Here is a 19,213-nt window from a genome sequence, read left to right as displayed (position 1 = left end):
TTTCTCAGACAATGAGTCTGGGCCTGGTCGGCCGCGCCGTGCGTTTCCTGTGAATAAATACGCGGACAGTGCGTGGAGATGGCACGGCGGCGGGAACGCTTGAGCGTACCGACCGCACCGAACCCGTTTCCCACCAAGTCTTCACATGAATCGCATCGTCCGTGCCGCGCTCGTTTCGTCCCTGTTCGTTTCGTCCGCAAGCTTCGCGCAGGACGCGGAGTTCAACATGCAGGTGGACATCGATGATCAGGACATGCCCAACGCGCGCATCAAGATGAAGACCACGACGAACGTGGATGGCGAGGAGACGACCACCGTGAAGGTGCGCGGCGGCGGCGCCCGGATGGACGTGCGGATGACGGGTGGAACGACGGAGTCGGAGAGCCACAGCGAGCACCGCGAGACCCGGACGACCGAGACGCGGCGGGAGCCCCGGATGGACTCGCGGCCGGAGATGGCCGCCGAGCCCTCTCACCGCGACTGTGGCACGCGTTCGGACGAGGGCTGCATGATGCGGCGGGATGGGCAGTTCCCGATGGACGCCTCCACCTGGAGCGGCTTCTACCAGTCGCTCAAGAGCGAGAACAACGAGATCGTCCGCCAGGAGAAGGCGGACAAGATGCTCAAGCGCGTCTACCTGACCGCCGCGCAGTTCGGCATGGTGTTGGACCTGTTCAAGAATGAGATTGTCCGCCTGGACGTGGCGCGCGTGGCCGCGCCGCACGTGGTGAATCCGCAGCACGCGCTGGGCTTCTCCTCCAAGTGGCACAACTCCATCAGCGGCAGCGAGTACACGGACATCATCACCCAGTAGTCCAGACAGACATTCCGGGCCAGGGGTTCGGGATTTCACATTGACCCCTCCCCGGCGTCTGGGGCGGTCCTCACGTTAGGATTGCCTCCATGACCCACCGGCACCGCGTCTATCTGGTCCCCGGCTTCTTTGGCTTCACGCAGATGGGTGACAAGGAAACGGAGCGCATCGCCTACTTCCAGAACGTCCCCCGTCTGCTCGAGCAGCGCTTCCAGGAGCGCGGCATCGATGCGCGGGTGCACGCCATCGCCTCCGCCCCCACCGCCGGGCTGGAGGCGCGGGCCCGCGACGTGTTCCGGGAGATGGCACGGACCGCGAACGAGGACGACGCGCAGCTCCACCTCGTCGGCCACTCCACGGGCGGGCTGGATGCGCGCAGCGTCGTCTCACCGCGCATGGCGCGGGAGGCTCCGGACTTCGTGAAGCGCGTGCGCTCGGTCGTGACCATCGCCACGCCACATCACGGCACCCCGCTGGCCAGCTACTTCGACCAGGGCGGCGTGGGGAAGACGCTGCTGCGCTACCTGTGGCTCTTCACCTTCCTCACCCTGCACCGCAAGGCCATGCCCTTGCGGACCGCCGCGCTGCAGGCGTGCTACTGGCTCGTCCTGCGGAGCGAAGAGGCGAAGCTGCCGCCCAACCTCTTCAATCAAATCGTCCGGCTGACGGCGGACCTCTCCGAGGCCGAGCGCGAGGACCTCATCCGGTTCTTCGGCCAGGTGGGCGAGAACCAGGCGCTCATCCAGGACCTCATGCCGGTCCGCATGCGGGGCTTCAACGCGGACACTGCGGACCGGGAGGGCGTGCGCTACGGCTGCGTCGTCACGGGCGCGCCGCCGCCCAGGCTGTCCCTGCACCTGCTGCTCACCCCGGACGCGCTCCTGAACGGACTCTTCGCCTTCCTGTATGCGAAGAGCGCGCCCCTGTCCCGGGAGCTCCAGGTTCCCGAGCGCACGCCGGCCCAGACCCAGGCCCTCCAGGATGTCCTCGGCAGGAGGTTCGAATCCAGGAGCGACGGCATCGTCCCGAGCCGCGCCCAGGTCTGGGGAGAGGTCCTCCACGTCGCGAAGGGGGACCACCTGGACGTCATGGGCCACTTCGACCAGCCTCCGGATTACATCAGCTGGCTGAAGTCGGGCTCCCACTTCCAGGAGCCGCAGTTCCAGGCGATGTGGGACCGGGTGATTGATTTCACGGTGGGCGGCGCCGCGACTGTTCACCCAGGCAACGAAGAGGCGCGACGCATGTCCATCGACGGGTGACGTCCCGCCCGTCCCGGCGGAGAGTCGGCCCATGAGCCATGGACTCGTGACCTCGTTCCTCGCCTCCCTCCTGCTGAGCGCCATTCCGGAAGCAGGGGCCCAGACGCCCCGGCCGCCCTCGCGACAGGAAGGAAACCTCGCACCGGGGCGCGGGGGTGACAGCCAGCAGTCCGTGCCGCGACAGGGAGACATCCCTTCGGGAGCACCCGTGGAGACCGCGCCCCCGAACGTCCCGGAGTTCAAGCCCGCGTTCCCGCAGCAGACGCGCGCCCCGGCGGTGAAGACGCGCACGCCCATCGTGGTGACGGAGATCGCCTCGGGCTTCAACAAGCCGTGGGCCATCGCGTTCCTGCCGGATGGCCGCTTCCTCGTCACGGAGAAGCCCACGGGCAAGCTCTTCATCGTCACCGCCGCGGGCAAGAAGTCGCCCCCGGTGGCGGGCCTCCCCAAGGTGGACGGCCGGGGACAGGGCGGGCTGCTCGACGTGGAGGTGGGGCCCGACTACGCGAAGAGCGGGCTCATCTACTGGACCTATTACGAGCCGCGCGAGGGCGGCAACGGGCTCGCGGTGGCTCGCGCGAAACTGGTGGATGGCCCGAAGCCGCGCATCGAGGGCCTCCAGGTCATCTTCCGCATGCAGCCCACGCTCGAGTCCACGATGCACGCGGGCGGACGGCTCGTCTTCACCCCGGACGGCAAGCTCTTCGTCACGCTCGGCGAGCGCTCCATCCTCCCTGGCCGCGTCCAGGCGCAGGACCTCAAGAGCGACTTCGGGAAGGTCGTCCGCATCAACCCGGATGGCTCCATCCCCCAGGACAATCCCTTCGTGGGCAGGAAGGACGCCCGGCCGGAGATCTGGTCCTCCGGACACCGCAACATCCTCTCCGCGGCCCTGGACGCCCAGCAGCGCCTCTGGATTGTGGAGATGGGGCCGCGCGGAGGCGATGAGCTCAACCGCCCGGAGGCCGGCAAGGACTACGGCTGGCCCACGATTGGCTATGGCGAGGAGTACTCGGGCGCGCCCATCCACAAGACGACGCAGGCCGCGGGCATGGAGCAGCCTGTCTATTATTGGGATCCGGTCATCTCGCCCTCGGGGCTCACCATCTACTCGGGGGCGCTCTTTCCGGAGTGGAAGGGGAACTTCTTCATCGGCGGTCTGTCCAGCCAGGCGCTGGTGCGGCTGGTCCTGAAGGACGACCGCGTGGTCGGCGAGGAGCGCCTGCTCACGGAGCGCAACGCGCGGATCCGCGAGGTGGTCCAGGGGCCTGACGGCGCGCTCTATCTGCTCACGGACGATTCAAACGGCCGCTTGTGGAAGCTCACGCCAGGGACTCCATGAATTCCCGGGTGAGGTATGCTTCAAGCCGAAACATCCTCACCGGGAGACACACATGATGACGTCGTTGAAGAAGGCGGGCCGGGTGCTGTTCGCGATGGGCGCAGGGGCGTTCGTTTCCTTTGGCGCCACGCTGGCGCTGTCCACGCCCGCGACCGCGCAAGCGTCGCAGGTGGAGTGTTACGCCGAGGAGTGCAACGCCAGCTGTGTGGCGAAGGGCTTCCGGCTGGGCAAGTGTTACAAGGCCGCCTGCACCTGCTTCTGACAAGCCATCCCCACGAGATTGTCCCCGGGTAGCCCCAGCGGCCGTCAGGAGCCGCCTGGGGACAGCCCGTGCCGCTCCAGCAGGCGCCGGAGCTGCGTCCGGTGCATCCCGAGCGTGCGCGCGGCGGCGGACACGTTGCCGCCGTGCTGCCGCAGGGCCTGCTCGACACGGGCCCGCTCGTCTTCGTCCAGCGGGCGGAGGCGAGAGGCAGACGGCCCGGCGGGCGGGGGCTCCAGGGGCGCGGGGGCCGCGCCAAACGCGGTCCCGGCACTGGGGCCCAGGTGGACGGACTCGACCCGGGCCGCCCCCTTGAGGAGGGCCTGCTGCGCGGCCGCGCGCGCTTCGACACGCAGCTCCCGGACATTGCCGGGCCAGGGCCTCAAGAGACAGGCCTCGAAGAGCGAGACGTGCGGAGGCAGGCCCGGCGCCAGTTCCTCCACGGCCTTCGCCACCAGGAAGGGGAGCTCCTCCGGACGCCGCCGCAGCGGGGGCAGCGACACCTCCGGCCTCCCGATGCGGAAGTACAGGTCCTCGCGCAGCCGTCCCTGGGCCACCTGCGTGCGCAGGTCCCGGTTGCCCGCGGAGCAGACCTGCACGTCGACCTTCCGGGGCTTCGAGCCGCCCAGCGGGAGCACCTCCCGCGTCTCCAGCGCCCGCAGGAGCTTCGCCTGGACCCCCATGTCCAGCTCCGCCACCTCGTCGAGGAACAGGGTTCCCCCGTCAGCGGCTTGCAGGTAGCCCTCCGCGTCGTCGGCCCCGGAGAAGGCGCCGCGGCGGGCGCCGAAGAACAGGCGCTCCGCGAGCGCGGCGGGGATGGCCGCGCAGTTGACCGCCACGAAGGGGCCCCGGCTCCGGTGGCTCCGCGAATGGAAGGTGCGCGCCACCTGCTCCTTGCCCGTGCCGCTCTCGCCGTGGATGTGCAGCGTGAAGCCGTGCTGGGCGGAGCGCGCCACCTCCTCCAGCAGCTGCTGGAAGGCGGGGCCGCGCACGAAACCCTCCACCTCGCGGACCCCGTGGCGGACCAGGGGCCCCACGTCCGCGCTGGGGACGAAGAGCGAATCCCCCAGCCGGATGAGCCGCTGCGCCTCGCGCGGCGCGTTCGCGGGCAACGGCTCGCCATCCACGGAGGTCCCGTTCTGGCTGCCCAGGTCCGTCACCCAGAACCGGCGGCCGTCGAAGGACACCCGGGCGTGGCTGCGCGACATCCGCGGGTCCTGGAGCGGCCCCAGCGCGGGGCTCGCGCGCCCCAGCGTCAGTGCCCCCGGCAGCGGCACCGCCACCGCCATGGGCGTCCCCGCGCACAGCAGGCGCAGGAGCCCCGGCACCGGCGCGCCGTCCGCGGATGCGGGCTGCCCGGGGGCGCCGCTCGGTTGCAGGGTGGACGGGTCGTGTTCCATGCCGCGCCAGCATAGCCGTGCCACCGGTGGCACGGGCCCGTGTGCCAGCCGCCGTGCCAGCCAGGGCCGCCCGGAGCCTCACGCCCGCGACGCACCCGAGGGGAGCGCGTTCCCACCCGTCCCTGGGAGGTGCTGGCATGGGACTCGCACAAGGTGCACGGACGGCTCCCAGCAAGAGCCCCATCGAGGAGACCCCTGGTGAAGCTTCATCCCGCGTGGCTTGGATGTCTGGCATTGATGATGGGGAGCGGCTGCCGGCTGACCGCCCCCGCGCGAATCCCGCCTGGCGAGGCGAGGGCCGACCCCAACGGGGGCTGCCCCACGGGACAGTGCGACCCGGATCCAAACGGCCTGGGTATCTACATCGCGGAGGGGCAGAGCCATTGCTTCGTGTTCGAGCGGACCGCCCCGCTGTGTCCGGAGGGCTTCGTCAACACGCCCGAGGGCGTGATCATGAAGGTCCGTTCCCGGGAGGGGCGGCGCGCGGTGCTCGATGTCCCGGTGGAGCTGGACGGAGCGCCTGGCGCGGCGCCTCGCCTGCACGGCATCCACGCCTCGCCCACGGATCTCTTCCTCGCGGTGGCCGGCCCGGACGGTGACCTCCGGAAGCTCCGGGGAACGGAGCTGGCGAGGCAGACCTTCACGTTCACGCTGCCGGTGACGCCAGCGGATGGAGACCCGCGCCACGCGCGCTATGAGATGACGTGGACGCCGCTCGGCGCCAGCCGCTTCCAGGTGCGCTACCGCCAGGTGGGGACACCGGCATGGAGGCCGCAGTGCGCGGCGCCGGAGAGGGAGACGGTCCCCTCACTGCTGCTGCCGGGACGGCACGTGGATGGCCTGAACGCCGCCATCCGACCGGATGCCAACGCGGTCACGCTCGCTTGCGAGACGGGCGCCATCGGCGTGTGCCTGGACTGGGGTTATCCGCCGTGGGATCCCGCGTCGCTCCAGGACGACCCGGACCGGGCGGCGGCCTACGGGGCATGCCTCCAGGCCAAGCGCGCCGCGTATTTCGTGGGGCTCGGGGACGCGCGGACCTTCACGGTGAGCGGCACGGACTTCCTGCGGCGGGATGCCCATGGCTTCGGCGTGCGCTCCAGCGACCGGCTGGAGGAGCTCGAGTACGTCGAGGCGCTCTGGAGTCCCCAGGGTGCCGTGTGCCTCAACCCCGCGAACCGCAGGACCGACCTGCCCCTGCCCCCGGGACTCCGGCTGCCGCCCTGTGGCGCCACGCCCCAGTGGAGCGCGCCCGCCGTGATGGCGACGGGCGTGCCCCAGCCGCTGAAACGCTGAGCCAGGGGCGGCTTGGGCCGTGGGGCTATGAGCCGCCGGGCGATGGAGCCGCGTCCTGGAGCCACGCGGCGTATTCCTCGCGCAGCCAGGGCGCCTGCGCGACGGCGCGCGCGAGCGCGGAGCGGGCCTCGCCCCGCTCCGCGGCCCCGTCCTCCCTGCCACGGGCTCCCGCGAGCAACAGCACGCCCCGCACGGCCTGGGCCTCCGCGTGCCCCGGGGCAAGCCGCAACGCCGCCTCCACCTGGTCGAGCCCCTCGCGCACCACTGCCCGTGACGCGCGGGGAGCCAGCGCCCACGCGAGCTGTCCGCACACCCGCGCGCGCTCCAGCCGCGCTTCCGCGTAGGGATGGGCGTCCGTCGCCCGCCGCGCCTCATCCAGCGCCCGGCGCAGCGCGGGGAGGGAATCCCGGCCCTGGCGCCGCGCGTGCTCCGCCCGAAGGCGCTCCACCTCCGCGCCCTGGACGCGGCAGTCGGCGCAGACCGGAGCCCGCCGGAGGGCCTCCGCCAGCGCCTGGCCCGCCCTGACGAGCGCCGGCTCCGGGGTGCGGCCCTCCCGTAGCGCCAGCCGGGCCTCCAGCACGTGCGCACTGGCCGTGTGGAGCCACGCGCGGTCCGACGCGGGGTTGAGTTCCTGGGCGCGCGCCGCGTGCTCCAGCGCGCTCGCGAGCGCGGGGCGCGCGTCCCCTCCGGTGCCGACGAGGAAGGACGCCCGCGCCAGCTCCGCCACCGCCAGGTGGTTGCGCGCGGCGGCGAAGCGGCCGTCCACCGCCAGCGCCTTCGCCGCCGCGTCCCTCGCCCGCTGGACCTCCGCCCCGGGGTCCTCGCCTCGCGACCGCCGCCAGGTGGCCTGCTCCGCGTGCAGCTCCGCCAGGTTGGAGAGGGCGAAGAGATAGGAGGGGTCCGCCTCCGCCGCCCGCTGGAAGCACCGCTCCGCCTCCGCGTAGGCCCCGGAAGGGTCCACGCCCTGTTCCCGCTGGTGGTTGCCGCGCCAGCGGTGCACGAGCCCCAGGTCGTTGAGGGCCCAGGGGTAGCGTGGCTGCAGCGCGATGGCACGCGACAGCCACGTGATGGCCTCCGCGAAGGACGCGTCCGGCGACTCACCGGCGCGGGCCTGTCCCAGGCCTCGCATGAAGTGGCCATACCCCAGCGAGTCGTGCGCGAGCACGTCCTCCGGCGCCAGCGCCACGGCCCGGGCCGCGGCCTGAAGCCACGCGTCCAGCAGCGCGGGCGCGCCGCGCCTGTCGGCCTCGCCCTGGAACGTCACCCGCCGGTACTGGTTCATCAGCACCTGGGCCTTCCGGGTGTGCCCCGAGGCCCGGTCCGGATCCGCCAGGAGGCTCTTGTCCGCCGAGGCCTCGGCCCGCTCCAGCGCCGCCAGCCGCGAGCGGCCCTCCCGCCGGTCCAGCTCCGACACCTGCAACCAGGCGTCCGCGAGCGCCTCGTGGGACGCCGCGTCGCTGCGCGCCACCTCCAGGACCTCGCCATAGCGTCCGGTCGCGGCCTCGAAGCCGGCGCGCGCCCCGGCGTAGTCGCCCCGCTCCAACAGCGCCAGGGCCCGCGCGGCGGTGACGTCCGCCAGCAGCTTCCGGGGCTCGGGGAGCCAGGGCGTGCGCGCCACGGCCTCGCGCGCCGCCAGCTCCGCGCCGGCCAGGTCCTGGCGATGGAAGGCGATGAGCCCCTCCAGGTAGCGCGGCGACTCCAGCGCCGGCCCCCTTGCCTGCTCCAGCGAGCGCAGCGCGGGCGCGAGGAAGCGCGCCTCCAGCTCCCGGCGCTGGTGCTCCACCCACGCCGCGCCGCCGCGCCGCCGCGCATCCTCCAGGGCCAGGCGGTAGCGCTCCCCCAGCACCTGGCCCATCGCGGAGTGCAGCTCCGGCGTGTCGACGCCCAGCTCGCGCGCCCGCTCCAGGGCGCGGTGCGCGGGCTCGAACTCGCGCAGCGCCAGGTGCCCGCGTCCGAGCGCCAGCTGCACGAGCCCGTCCCCCCGGGCGCCCAAGCCGTGCGGGAGGGCGGCGATGGCGGCCAGCCGTTCACGCACCCGGGCCTGCTCGGGCCGGGTGTCGTGCAGGGGCAGCGCCTGGTAGGCGCGCACGAACCACTCGGACTCCCGCACCTGCTGGCCCAGCTGCTCCGCCAGCCGCTCGCGCGCCGCGCTCACCGCCTGGAGCTCCCGCCGCGCCCACCACGACCGCGCCGCGAGCCCCGAGAGCAGGAGCATGCCCGCGAGCGACGCGCCCGACACGGCCACCAGCGCCCGGTGCCTGCGCGCCAGCCGCCGCAGCCGGGAGGCGGGGCCGGGCCGCCGCCCGAGGATGGGCTCTCCGTCCAGGTAGCGCCCCAGGTCCTCGGCCAGCGCGCGGGCGGAGGCGTAGCGCTGCGCCGGGTCCTTGTTCAGGCACTTGAGGCAGAGCGTCTCCAGCTCCGCGTCCAGGTGCGGCACCGTCGCGCGCAGGGGACGGGGTTCGTCATGGAGCACCGCCTGGAGCGTCTCCAGCGGGGTGGCCCCTCGAAACGGCGGGACGCCGGCGAGCAGCTCGTACAGCGTGGCCCCCAGCCCGTAGACGTCGCTGCGCCGGTCGATGGCGCGCAGCTCCCCCCGCGCCTGCTCCGGCGCCATGTACGCGGGCGTGCCCATGACCTCGCCCGTGGCGGTGAGGCCGTGGCCCAGGCCGGTGTCGTACGCCAGCCCGAAGTCCACGACGACGGGCACGGGGCGGCCCTGCCCATCCCGGGAGAGCAGCAGGTTGGAGGGCTTGAGGTCGCGGTGGATGACGCCCAGCCGGTGGGCTTCGTGCACGGCCTCCGCCGCCACCTTCATCACCCGGACCTTCTCCGGCACGGAGAGGGCCGCGGCGGCCCGGTCCAGCGGCTCGCCCTCCACCAACTGCATCGCGATGTAGGGCCGGCCTTCCAGCTCCCCGGCTTCGAGCACCCGGCAGATGTTCGGATGGTCCAGGCGTGCCTGGGCGCGGGCTTCCTGGAGCAGGCGCATGGCGCGCTCGGGGGACGCGCCCCGGAGGAACTTGAGCGCGACCTCGCGGCCCAGCCGGAGGTCGCGCGCCCGGTGGACCTCGCCCATGCCACCGCGGCCCAGCAGCGCCAGCAAGGCGTAGCGGCCCTGGCCGGACACGGGCGCCGTCTGCGTGGGGACCAGCCGCTCGCCGTCCTCCGTGGGCGCGTCCACCGGCGCGGGTCCGGGCGTCGCCGGGTCGCTGGCCGGCGGGAGGGCGGGCGCGTCGCCGCCGGAGGATGACATGGCCAAAGACTATCAAATGCCCTGGCACACTGGCACGGAGCCCTCGTGCCAGTGGCACGCCGCGGACCGTGCCTCCCGGACGCGCGCGAGCCGGTCCTCCCGAGTGGGAGGGCCCCGCGAGGCCCTCGGCACACGCATTGCTCAAGGCAGGAGCACGGCGCGGCGGCGCCCCGGCACGAGGCTGGGGCGTCCCACGTCATCCATCCCATCACCGAGGACATCCCCATCATGTCGAAGCTCCGTCACGCCCTGGTCGCCCTGTCGCTCCCCGCCCTGCTGTGGGGCTGCGGTCCCGAGGACCTGCCGTCCGGCACCGCGAATCCGGCCGCCCCTGAGACGCCGCTGCTGGCCACGCAGGAGGGGGAGCTCGCGGCGAGCGGCGAGTTCACCTGGACGCAGGGCCAGGCCCTCACGCCGCTGGGCGCCAGCGCGGGCCGGGCGTGTTTCCTCACCCGCGTGGGCGGAGACTTCGAGGGCGCCGGTGAGCGCATCGACATCACGGAGAGCGGCGGCTCCTGGTACCTCGGAGGGGCCTCCAACCAGTCCGGCATCCGGGGCGCGGCGCGCTGCGTGGACGCGACCGCCTCCCAGCAATACGAGTGGACGCAGTCGATGGCGTACCCGGTGTCCATGGGCACGGCGGCGGGCCGCGTGTGCTTCATCACCGGCATCGCCGGCAAGTTCCACGGCAGCGGCGAGTGGGTCCGCGCCTATGTCGAGAACGGCTACTGGTACCTGAACGGCAACTCCAGCCAGAGCGGCGTACGGGTGCGCGCGCGCTGCGTCGCGTCCACGAACTACACCGACGAGTTCGGCTGGGGACAGGGCGGGGCCGCGAAGCTGATGGACCCCGTGGCGGGCCGCGCCTGCGCCCTGACGTACGTGCGGGGCAAGTTCGAGGGTGGCGGTGAGTACGTCCGCACCTTCCAGAGCAACGGCTACTGGTACCTGGGCGGCGCCTCCGGCCAGGTCGATGTGTCCGGCCGGGCGCGCTGCTTCTAGCCTCCACCGAGGGTCTGGCATGGATGTGTTACGTCTCACCTCCATGCCAGACCGTCTCGCACTCGTCCTCGTCCTCTCCGCGTTGGCTTGTGCTTCACCGGACACCGAACCCGGTGAGTCCGAACAGGCGGCCACGACGCCGCTGAGGCAGAAGGCGCTGGGCCGCATGCGGAACGCGGCGAAGTACTTCCATGACAACGTCGCGCGCCATGGCGGCTATGCGTGGCACCACAACGCCAGCAACCTGAACGAGCGCTGGGGCGACATCCAGCTCGACGCGGATCAGATCATGATCCAGTCGCCCGGGACGTCGGACGTGACCATCGCGTTCGTCGAAGCGGCGCTCGCGGACCCGGCCACCCCGGCGCTCAAGACCTATGCACTGGACGCGGCGATGGCGCTGCGCCACGGGCAGGTGAAGTCCGGGGGCTGGCGCCTCTACGCGGACTTCAAGCCGACTCCGACCATCCGGGCCTGCTACCTCAACACCACCGCGAGCTGTGGCTGTGGCGGCTGCACGGTGACGGCCTATGACGACCAGGTCACGCAGAACGCGCTCATCGCGATGATGCGCACCGACCAGCTCCTCGGGTTCGCGAACGCGGACATCTCCGGTTCCTCCGCGTACGCCCGCGCGCGGGTGGAGGCCTCGCAGTTCCCCACGAACGGCGGCTTCCCCCAGGGGTTCGCCGGCCCCGTCGCCGCGCGACCCGCGCTCCTTGCGAGCTATCCGCCCTCGATTGGCACCGCGTGCGGTCTGGCGAATTGCTACGCGAATTCCTACACGAACGAGTACTGGGACGACCCGACGCTGAACGACAACCTGGCGACGTCCTTCGTGGAGATGCTGTCCTGGGCCAAGGACATCTATCCCGCGCAGGCCGCGACGTATCAGTCCATGCGCACCGCGTTCGGTGACTTCCTCCGCCGTGCGCAGATGCCGCAGCCCCAGCCCGCCTGGGCGCAGCAATATGACCTCCAGATGCAGCCGCGCTGGGCGCGCAGCTGGGAGGCGCCTGCGATTGCCGGCCAGGAGAGCCAGGACGTCATGTGGGCGCTCTTACGCCTCTACCAGCTCGACCCGGGCGTCCCGGCGAACCGCGCCGCGGTCGGCACCGCGCTCGCGTACCTGGAGAGCGTTGACTACGCCAATGACACCCTGCTCTCCCGCTACATCGAGCTCGACGACACCGCACCGTCGAACATCGGCTTCTACACGGTGAAGGCTGGCGGCTACCCGGTCCGGTTCTCCACCGCGCCGCCGACGTACCAGAACTACGCCTGGGAGGTTCCGTCGCAGCTCGCCGCCATCCGCGCGGAGTACGACCGGCTGGCGACCGACACGACCGTGATGAAGCGCTCGTGCCAGCAACTGCGCGCCGACACCGCCCAGGCCGTGGACACCGCCGTGAACAACGAGCGGTGGATCACCACGTACAACCCGGGCGGCCCGCGCAGTGGTGCCACGCCGGGCGACTACCTGGACACGAGCACGTTCGCGCGGAACCTGCGCACGCTGGCGGAGTTCGTCACACGCACGACGACCGACTGCGCCGCCTGGAATTATTGAAGCGGTTCCGCGCCGCTTGACGCCCTGCCCGAATCAGGCGACGAACCGGGGCCATGCCCTACACTCCCATCGTCGCCACGCTGGGCTACGTGATGTCGCCGGACGGCCAGCAGGTGCTGCTCATCCACCGGAACGCCCGGCCGGAGGACGCCCACTACGGCAAGTACAACGGCCTGGGCGGCAAGATGGAGCGCGACGAGGACATCGCGGCGTGCATGCGCCGCGAGATTCGCGAGGAGGCCGGCATCGAGTGCACGCGCATGGTCCTGCGCGGCACCCTGTCCTGGCCCGGCTTCGGCAAGCACGGCGAGGACTGGCTGGGCTTCATCTTCCGCATCGACGCCTTCGAGGGCACACCCCTGGAGAAGAACGCCGAGGGCTCCCTGTCCTGGGTCCCCGTGTCCTCCATCCTGTCCCTGTCGCTGTGGGACGGAGACCGGCACTTCCTGCCGCTCGTGTTCGACGCGGACCCGCGCCCCTTCCACGGCGTCATGCCCTACGAGGGGGGCCGCGCGCTGAGCTGGTCCTTCACCCGACTGTAGGGCCCCCTCCGGGCGTCCTCCGACCAACGCTCGCGCCGGTTTTCCGGCCAGTTCCCCGGCCCGGACCGCTACAACCGCCGCCTCCCCATTGGGACTCACGTGAAGGAGCGCGGCGCATGGACCTCATCGGACAGCTCTCGCAGCAGCTTGGAGTGGATGGCACGCAGGCACAGGGGCTCGCGGGTTCGCTCCTGAAGCTGGTGCAGGGCACGGTGCAGGAGAAGGTCGGTCCGGACGCGGCCCGGCAGATGGACCAGGCCATCCCGGAGATGCAGGGCTGGCAGCAGCAGGCGCAGGCCCCGGCGGGCGACGGTGGCGGCCTCATGGGCGCCCTGGGCGGCATGCTCGGTGGTGGCGGTGGCGGTGGCGGCCTCATGGGCGCCCTGGGCGGCGCGGCGGCCCACGCGGGAGAGGTGGCCGGCGTGGTGGCCATCCTCCAGCGCTTCAACCTGGACACGAGCAAGGCCACCCTGGTGGCTCCCCTGCTCCTCAACTTCCTCAAGTCCCGCCTGGACCCGGGCCTGGTGGGGAAGATCCTCGCCGTGATGCCCCTGCTCGCGGGCGGCTCCGGTGGCGGCGGTGGCCCCCAGGGCGGCGGCGGACTGGGCGGAATGCTCGGCGGCATCCTGGGGAAATAGGAGCGCCAGGGCCCCTGCAAGGCCCTGTCATTCCAGGGGGCTTCCGGGAAACACCGGGCGGAAATGCAAAACAATTCCGCTCGCGGTGGCTTGAAGGGGAACGGCGGGCTTCCACCCGCCCTGGAGCCCCGGTCATGACCTTCCTGTCCCGCATGCAGCCTTCCCCCGCTCCCATCGCCCCCCGCCGGCTTCCGGAGGCCCCGTCGCAGGGCCCCGCGACCCGTCCGGCGCAGCGGCCCGCAGTCGGACGTCCGGGAGACGGATTCGAGGTGCGCGGTGGGCGCGCGGGTCCGGCCGGAGGTCCGGGAGGCATCGCGGCGGGCGGCGTCGCGGGACAGGTGCAGCCGGAGGGCCTGGCCGCGGGCGGCGTGGGCGGCACCGCGCAGCCGCAGGGCGCGATGGAGATGCTGTTGCAGAGCGCTCGCGACAACGTGCCCGGCTTCACCTGGCTGGAGTCCAAGGTGGACGGGGCCCTCAAGGTGCTGGGGGCCGGCACCGACGTGACGGGCTCGCAGGTGGACCTCGAATCCATGAAGCCGGGGGACAAGTTCTCCACGTCCGGCGGCTTTGACGGCGGCTACAAGATTGGCCGCCTCCAGACGCGCTCGCAGATTGAAGTCAGCTGCGAGGAGGGCATGCGCACCAATCCGACCACGGGCGCGCGCGAGCCGGGGCCGAACTACCGGCTGAGCATCGACTCGGAGGTCCTGGGCGGCGTGGGCTTCGAGAACAGCAAGCTCGACGCGAAGCTGCTCGCCGGCGGTGGCGGCAAGGTGGAGTTCAAGTTCGAGACGCCCGCCGAGGTGGCCCGCGCCAATCGCATCATGGACCGCATGAAGACCGGCATGCAGGCCAACATCGCGGGCGCGGCCGACATGCCTCCCCCGGAGGACATCGAGTGGCTGCAAAGCAAGATGGCCGCCGTGGAGCTGCGTGGCACGGGCGCCGCGCAGTTCGCCGCGGACATCCCCGTCCCGGGCGGCCCGCTGGTGAACAACCTCGACGTGGGGGGCAAGGCGCGCTCGGACCGCACGGTCCGCATCGAGTTCCCGGAGGGCAAGCCGCCCGAGGTCGTCATCAAGGACGCCGTCCAGGTGGAGGTGGGCGGCGGCCCGAACCGGAACCTGGAGGTGGACAAGTCCATCGTCGGGCAGGACCGGATGAAGCTGCCCATCAAGGCGGGCGTGAAGGTGGGCACGTCGCTCAAGGGCAGCGGCAAGCTGGAGGTGGAGACGCGCATCCCGCTGCCCGCCGGGTCAAAGACAGGCGAAGTCCTCAAGGATCCGAAGGCCGCGCTCGGCCCCGCGCTCAAGGACATGGCGGCGAACTCGCGCAGCAAGGTCACGCTGACGGTGGAGGGCGCCGGCCTGGTCCAGGGCAACGGCAAGGGCACGTCCTACGAGGTCAGCATCGAGGGCAACCCCGGCACGCTCGTGAAGAACGGCGCGTTCGGCAAGCTCCTGGAAGGCGACGTGCCGGGGGCGTTCGAGAAGGCCGGGAAGGACGCGACCGTGGAGTACAAGGAGACGTCCTATACGCAGCGGGGCGTCTCCCTGGCGCCCGGCTTCAAGGTCGGCCCCGTGAAGGTGGGCTGGGAGCTGGAAGTGGCACGGCGCACGGTGGACGGCACGCCGACGGTGTGGAAGGGCAACGGCGCGGATGCGGCCCGCTGGCTGGAAGGCACCCAGGGCCAGAAGGCCGCCTGAGGCTACAGCGCCATCGTCCCGGCGATGATCTCCTTCATCACCTCGGACGTGCCGCCGCCAATGGTGAGCATGCGCACGTCGCGCCACGCCCGCGCGACGTGCGACTCCTCCACGTAGCCCATGCCGCCGTAGAACTGCTGGCAGTCATAGGCCACGCGCTGGGCCAGGTCCGTGGTGAGGAGCTTGGCCATCGCAATCTCCTTCACCGGCTTCTGCTTGCGTTTGCGATTGAAGAGCTGCACCGCCTGATAGGTGAGCTGCCTTGCCGCCTCCACGCGGGTGGCGTGGTCCACGAAGGTGTGGCGCCACACCTGGAAGTCCAGGAGCCGCTTTCCAAACGCCTGACGCTCGCGGCCGTAGCGGATGGCTTCACGGAGCAGGTCGTCCATCACCGCCACCGTGTAGAGCGCCGTCACCAGGCGCTCCGCGTGGAAGCTGTTCATGATGTGGAAGAAGCCGTCGTTCTCCCGGCCCAGCACGTAGCGGGCGGGGATGCGGCAGTCCTCGAAGTAGAGGATGGCCATGTCCGACGAGCGGTGGCCCACCTTCTGGAGCTTCTTCGACACGGAGAAGCCCTTCACGTCCGTGGGCAGCGTCACCAGCGAGATGCCCGGCGCGCCCTCCCCTCCCGTGCGCACCGCCAGCACCAGGAAGTCCGCGCGGGCGCCGTTGGAGATCCACGTCTTCGCGCCCTGGATGACGTAGTCGTCGCCGTCCTTGCGCGCGGTGGTGCGCAGCCGGGCCAGGTCCGAGCCCGCGTCCGGTTCGCTCATCGCCAGCGCCGCGATGCGCTCGCCGGTGAGCGCGGGGGCCAGGAACTCGCGCTTCTGCTCGTCGGTGCCCAGTTCGTTGATGACCGGCGTGGCCATCTGCCCCTGCACCAGGAGCGACATCGCCACGCCCCCGTTGCGCGCTCGCGCCAGCTCCTCCGCGAAGGCGGCCACGTACCAGTAATCCAGCCCGCTGCCGCCGTAGGCCGGATCATGGCTGATGCCGAAGAAGCCCAGCTCGCCGCAGCGGCGGAACACGTCGCGGGGGAACTCGCCGGCCTGGTCCCACTCCAGCGCGTGCGGGGCCAGCTCCTTCTCGACGAACTGACGCACGGTGCGGCGGAACGCGTCGTGCTCCGGGGTGAAGCGCTCATCCATGGCGCGGGATGCTGTCAGGGCCCGCCCCGCGCTTTCAAGCCGCGCCTCCTTCAGCGTGCGCGGATGAACGTGAAGGACAGCGCCTGGCCGCTCCGCTGGAGCGCGAGCACCGCGGGGCTGCCTGGCGCGCCCAGCTCACGCCGTCGCGCCTCACCCGTGTCCAGCACCACCGCTCCGTCGATGGAGCGCACCACGTCCCCCACCTGGAGGCCCGCCACGTCCGCGCCTTCCGCGATGCCGCTGATGACGACGTCCCTCCCCGTCATGCCGAAGCTCAGGCCCAGCCGCCCCGGCTCCACGCGCTGAAGCCCCAGGCGCCAGTCCCCCAACGCCTGCGTCTTCCCCGCGGCGAGCGTCACCCGCCGGTCCACCAGCTCCCGCCCCCGGCTCCACGCGGTGAGCCGGTGCGCGCCCGGGGCCAGGTCCTTCAGCTCGAAGCGTCCGTCCGCGCCCGTGGTGGGAGACGCGATGCCGTCCGCGTCCACGTACGCGCCCGCCAGCGGTTCGTTCGTGCGCGCATCCACCAGCCGTCCGGACACGCCGCCGCCCGCGTCCACCACCACCTCCACGCGGGCCTCCGCGCCGGACGCGAGCGTCACGTCCACCTTGCCCGCGCGCCCGTCCGCCAGCGTGGCCGTCACGGTGACGCGCGTGGGGAAGACGTCGTCCACCTGGAACGAGTCCCCGGAGAACTGACGCTCCACGGAGGAGAGGAAGTCGTCCTCGCCGCGCGCGGCGGTGACGGTCAGCGCGAAGCCCCGCACCTCGCGGCCTCCCGCCGAACGCACGGTGCCCCTCAGCCGGGCCGCGGGCTTCAGCTGGAGCGTGAGCTCCTTCTGGGACGCGGACACGCTCGCGGCTTCGCCCTGCCGTCCGCCATTCGTGGACCAGACGCGCCACGCGTCCGAGCCCAGGCCGTCCAGGGCCAGCACCGCCTGCCCGGCTGCGTCCGTCATCTCCTCCGCCTGGATGTCCGTGTGACCCGCCTCCGTGGCCATCACCGTCGCGTGGACGCTCGGCGCGCCGTTGGGCTCCAGCACCGTCACGCGGAGCGGCTTCCTGGGTTCACCCACCACCAGGTCCACGTGGCGCCGGCCGCCCGCCTCCAGCTCCACCACCTGCTGCTGGTCGCCGTTCTGGAAGCGCAGCGCGGACAGCCACGCGCTCAGCTGGTAGCGCCCCGCGCCCACGCGCATCGACCACGTTCCATCCGGCTTCGCGGGCACGTCGACGGACTCGGAGGCCGCGGCCCCCACCCGGTGCGCGGTGACCGTCACCGCGCCGGACGGCCGTGCGCCGTCCTCCTTGCGCACGGTGCCCTCCAGCACGCCTTCGCCCACCAGCGTCAGCCGCGCTGTCGCCGTCTTCCCCGCCTCCACGCGCACGGGCTGGCGCACTTCGTCCTCGCTGTCCACGCGGCGAGCCGCGACGTACACGGTGCCCTCCGGCACGTCCTCCAGCGTGAAGCGCCCCTGCGCGTCCGTCACCGAGGGCAGCGCGTCCGGCAACGGGCGCCACCGGAGCTGCGCCACCACCGACACGCCGGGGAGCGGCGCCTCCGAGCCATCCACCACCGTGCCCTCGATGCGCCCTGGAGCCGCGAGCTCCAGCACCAGCTCGAAGCGCTGTCCCGCGAGCACGCCCAGCCCCGTGCGCGTGAGCGGCTGGAAGCCCGGAGCGCGCACCTGTACGTCGTAGGCGCCCGGCGCGAGTCCGCCCACCTCGAAGCGTCCATCCGCCTCCGAGCGCGCCTGGAGCAGGTCCGCCCGGTCGCCGTGCGCGCGCACGCCCACCGTGGCTCCCGCGATGGCCTCGCCCGAGTCCCTACGCCGCACCACGCCCGTGAGCGAGGCCGCGCCGCCCAGGCGGATCCGCACGCCCTTCACCGTCATGCCCGGCCCCACGACGATCGGCCCCTCGGCCGCGCCGCTCTCCTCCTTCACCGTCATGCCCGGTCTCTCGACGACCGCGCCTCCGGCCGCGCCCGTCGCCTCTCCGTGACGGGCCGTCACCTGGAACGACCCGGGCGGCACGTCCAGCGAGAAGCTCCCCGTGTCTCCGGCCTCCACCTCCACCGCGCCGTCCTCGCCCCAGGCGCTCACGCGGGCTCCCGGCGCGGGCGTTCCATCCGCGCGGGTGACGAAGCCCTCGATGAACGCGGAGCCATCCATCTCCACGCGCACGTCCGTCCCCGGCACGTGCACACGCGCGATGCGGCGGGGCGCGTGGCCCGGGGCTCGCGCCTCCAGTTGATACTCACCGCGCGCCAGCCCGTGGAAGCCGAACGCGCCCCGTGCGTCGCTGAGCGCCTCATGCCGCGCCTCGTCCGGCACCGACGCGCCCGCCTGGAGGAACACGGGGAGCGCGTCCTCGAAGCCGGTGTGCGGCGTGAGCGTCAGCTCCGTCATCGGCACGGGCGCTCCGCCCACGCGCTCCACCGTCAGGCCGGTCAGCGACCCACCGGACTCCAGCAGGAGCCGGACCGAGGACAGCGCTTCTCCATGGGGACGCGTCACCTCCGCGCGCGCCAGCGCCAGCCCTTCCGCATGCGCGGTGACGAGATAAGGCCCGGGACGCGCGGGCAGCACCAGCGCCCCCGCCGCATCCGTCCGGCCCTGCCCCGCCACGCGCCACGACGGCAGCCGTGAGCCGGGGGACGCGGGCCCTCGCAGGTACAGCGTCACCTCCGCGCCCGCGAGCGGACCCGTGGCCGTGACGGTCTCCACGCGCAACGCCCCGTCCGCGCCCCGCATGGGCTGTTCCACGGGCGCGGTCGCCCCGCCCCCATTGCGCACAGGGGCCCGCGTCGGGCCGGACGCGGGCCGCTCAGGGGTCGCCACCGCTTCAGCGCGCACCGCCGCAGCAGGCGCGGAGGCGCGCATCCAGACAAAGACGCCGGCCAGCAGGAGCGCCAGCCCGGCCACCACGACGAACACCTTGCGAGACGACATGCACCCTCCGGGGGAGGTGGGGAGCCGCGC

The 19,213-nt window shown here is 72.3% G+C and carries 14 protein-coding genes; 10 read left to right on the top strand and 4 right to left on the bottom strand.

Going from position 1 to position 19,213, the window contains the following annotated elements:
* Nucleotides 1-145: 145 nt before the first annotated feature.
* The 4 genes from D7V80_RS00145 (at nt 146) to D7V80_RS00130 (ending at nt 3,680) form a co-directional block, all read left to right on the top strand.
* Nucleotides 146-814, top strand: a complete 669-nt coding sequence (locus tag D7V80_RS00145) for a DUF4476 domain-containing protein (protein WP_120586240.1) — start codon at nt 146-148, stop codon at nt 812-814.
* A gap of 89 nt (nt 815-903) precedes the next feature.
* Entirely contained in the window at nt 904-2,076 is a 1,173-nt protein-coding gene (locus D7V80_RS00140) for a triacylglycerol lipase (RefSeq protein ID WP_120586239.1), read from the top strand.
* A 31-nt stretch (nt 2,077-2,107) separates the two neighbouring features.
* On the top strand, nt 2,108-3,418 hold the full coding sequence (locus D7V80_RS00135) for a PQQ-dependent sugar dehydrogenase (protein WP_120586238.1): 1,311 nt from the start codon (nt 2,108-2,110) through the stop codon (nt 3,416-3,418).
* Nucleotides 3,419-3,470: 52 nt separating this feature from the next.
* Nucleotides 3,471-3,680 (top strand): hypothetical protein, encoded by a 210-nt coding sequence (locus D7V80_RS00130; protein ID WP_120586237.1) that lies wholly within the window; start codon nt 3,471-3,473, stop codon nt 3,678-3,680.
* 44 nt (nt 3,681-3,724) lie between these two features.
* On the opposite strand, the gene D7V80_RS00125 is transcribed toward D7V80_RS00130, so the two are convergent.
* Nucleotides 3,725-5,077, bottom strand: coding sequence for a sigma 54-interacting transcriptional regulator (locus tag D7V80_RS00125; protein WP_120586236.1), 1,353 nt, complete (start codon nt 5,075-5,077; stop codon nt 3,725-3,727).
* Nucleotides 5,078-5,275: 198 nt separating this feature from the next.
* Between D7V80_RS00125 and D7V80_RS00120 the strand changes: the two genes are divergently transcribed.
* Nucleotides 5,276-6,373: an ADYC domain-containing protein gene (locus D7V80_RS00120; RefSeq protein WP_147446944.1), complete on the top strand. Its 1,098-nt coding sequence runs from the start codon at nt 5,276-5,278 to the stop codon at nt 6,371-6,373.
* Between the two features lie 25 nt (nt 6,374-6,398).
* On the opposite strand, the gene D7V80_RS43555 is transcribed toward D7V80_RS00120, so the two are convergent.
* Nucleotides 6,399-9,626, bottom strand: coding sequence for a serine/threonine-protein kinase (locus D7V80_RS43555; RefSeq protein ID WP_120586234.1), 3,228 nt, complete (start codon nt 9,624-9,626; stop codon nt 6,399-6,401).
* Between the two features lie 228 nt (nt 9,627-9,854).
* Between D7V80_RS43555 and D7V80_RS00110 the strand changes: the two genes are divergently transcribed.
* The 5 genes from D7V80_RS00110 (at nt 9,855) to D7V80_RS00090 (ending at nt 15,084) form a co-directional block, all read left to right on the top strand.
* Nucleotides 9,855-10,628, top strand: coding sequence for a hypothetical protein (locus D7V80_RS00110; RefSeq protein ID WP_120586233.1), 774 nt, complete (start codon nt 9,855-9,857; stop codon nt 10,626-10,628).
* 43 nt (nt 10,629-10,671) lie between these two features.
* Nucleotides 10,672-12,198 carry a pectate lyase gene (locus D7V80_RS00105; protein WP_120586232.1) on the top strand — a complete coding sequence of 509 codons (1,527 nt, stop codon included), beginning with the start codon at nt 10,672-10,674 and terminating at the stop codon, nt 12,196-12,198.
* A 53-nt stretch (nt 12,199-12,251) separates the two neighbouring features.
* Nucleotides 12,252-12,740, top strand: a complete 489-nt coding sequence (locus D7V80_RS00100) for an 8-oxo-dGTP diphosphatase (protein ID WP_120586231.1) — start codon at nt 12,252-12,254, stop codon at nt 12,738-12,740.
* Nucleotides 12,741-12,856: 116 nt separating this feature from the next.
* Complete coding sequence (locus D7V80_RS00095; protein WP_120586230.1) at nt 12,857-13,378, top strand: DUF2780 domain-containing protein; 522 nt, start codon at nt 12,857-12,859, stop codon at nt 13,376-13,378.
* A 134-nt stretch (nt 13,379-13,512) separates the two neighbouring features.
* Entirely contained in the window at nt 13,513-15,084 is a 1,572-nt protein-coding gene (locus D7V80_RS00090; protein WP_120586229.1) for a hypothetical protein, read from the top strand.
* A 2-nt stretch (nt 15,085-15,086) separates the two neighbouring features.
* Here D7V80_RS00090 and D7V80_RS00085 read toward each other — a convergent pair whose 3' ends face one another.
* Together D7V80_RS00085 and D7V80_RS00080 are read right to left on the bottom strand one after the other, a co-directional pair.
* A complete protein-coding gene (locus D7V80_RS00085) occupies nt 15,087-16,232 on the bottom strand; it encodes an acyl-CoA dehydrogenase family protein (RefSeq protein ID WP_120586228.1) in 1,146 nt (381 codons plus the stop codon).
* A gap of 50 nt (nt 16,233-16,282) precedes the next feature.
* Entirely contained in the window at nt 16,283-19,183 is a 2,901-nt protein-coding gene (locus D7V80_RS00080) for a carboxypeptidase regulatory-like domain-containing protein (RefSeq protein WP_120586227.1), read from the bottom strand.
* Between the last annotated feature and the right edge of the window lie 30 nt (nt 19,184-19,213).

The sequence above is a fragment of the Corallococcus sp. CA054B genome, assembly GCF_003611625.1.
GTDB classification, from domain to species: domain Bacteria; phylum Myxococcota; class Myxococcia; order Myxococcales; family Myxococcaceae; genus Corallococcus; species Corallococcus coralloides.
Note: the sequence above shows the minus strand (reverse complement) of the source record. Positions and strands in the feature narration are given on the sequence as shown.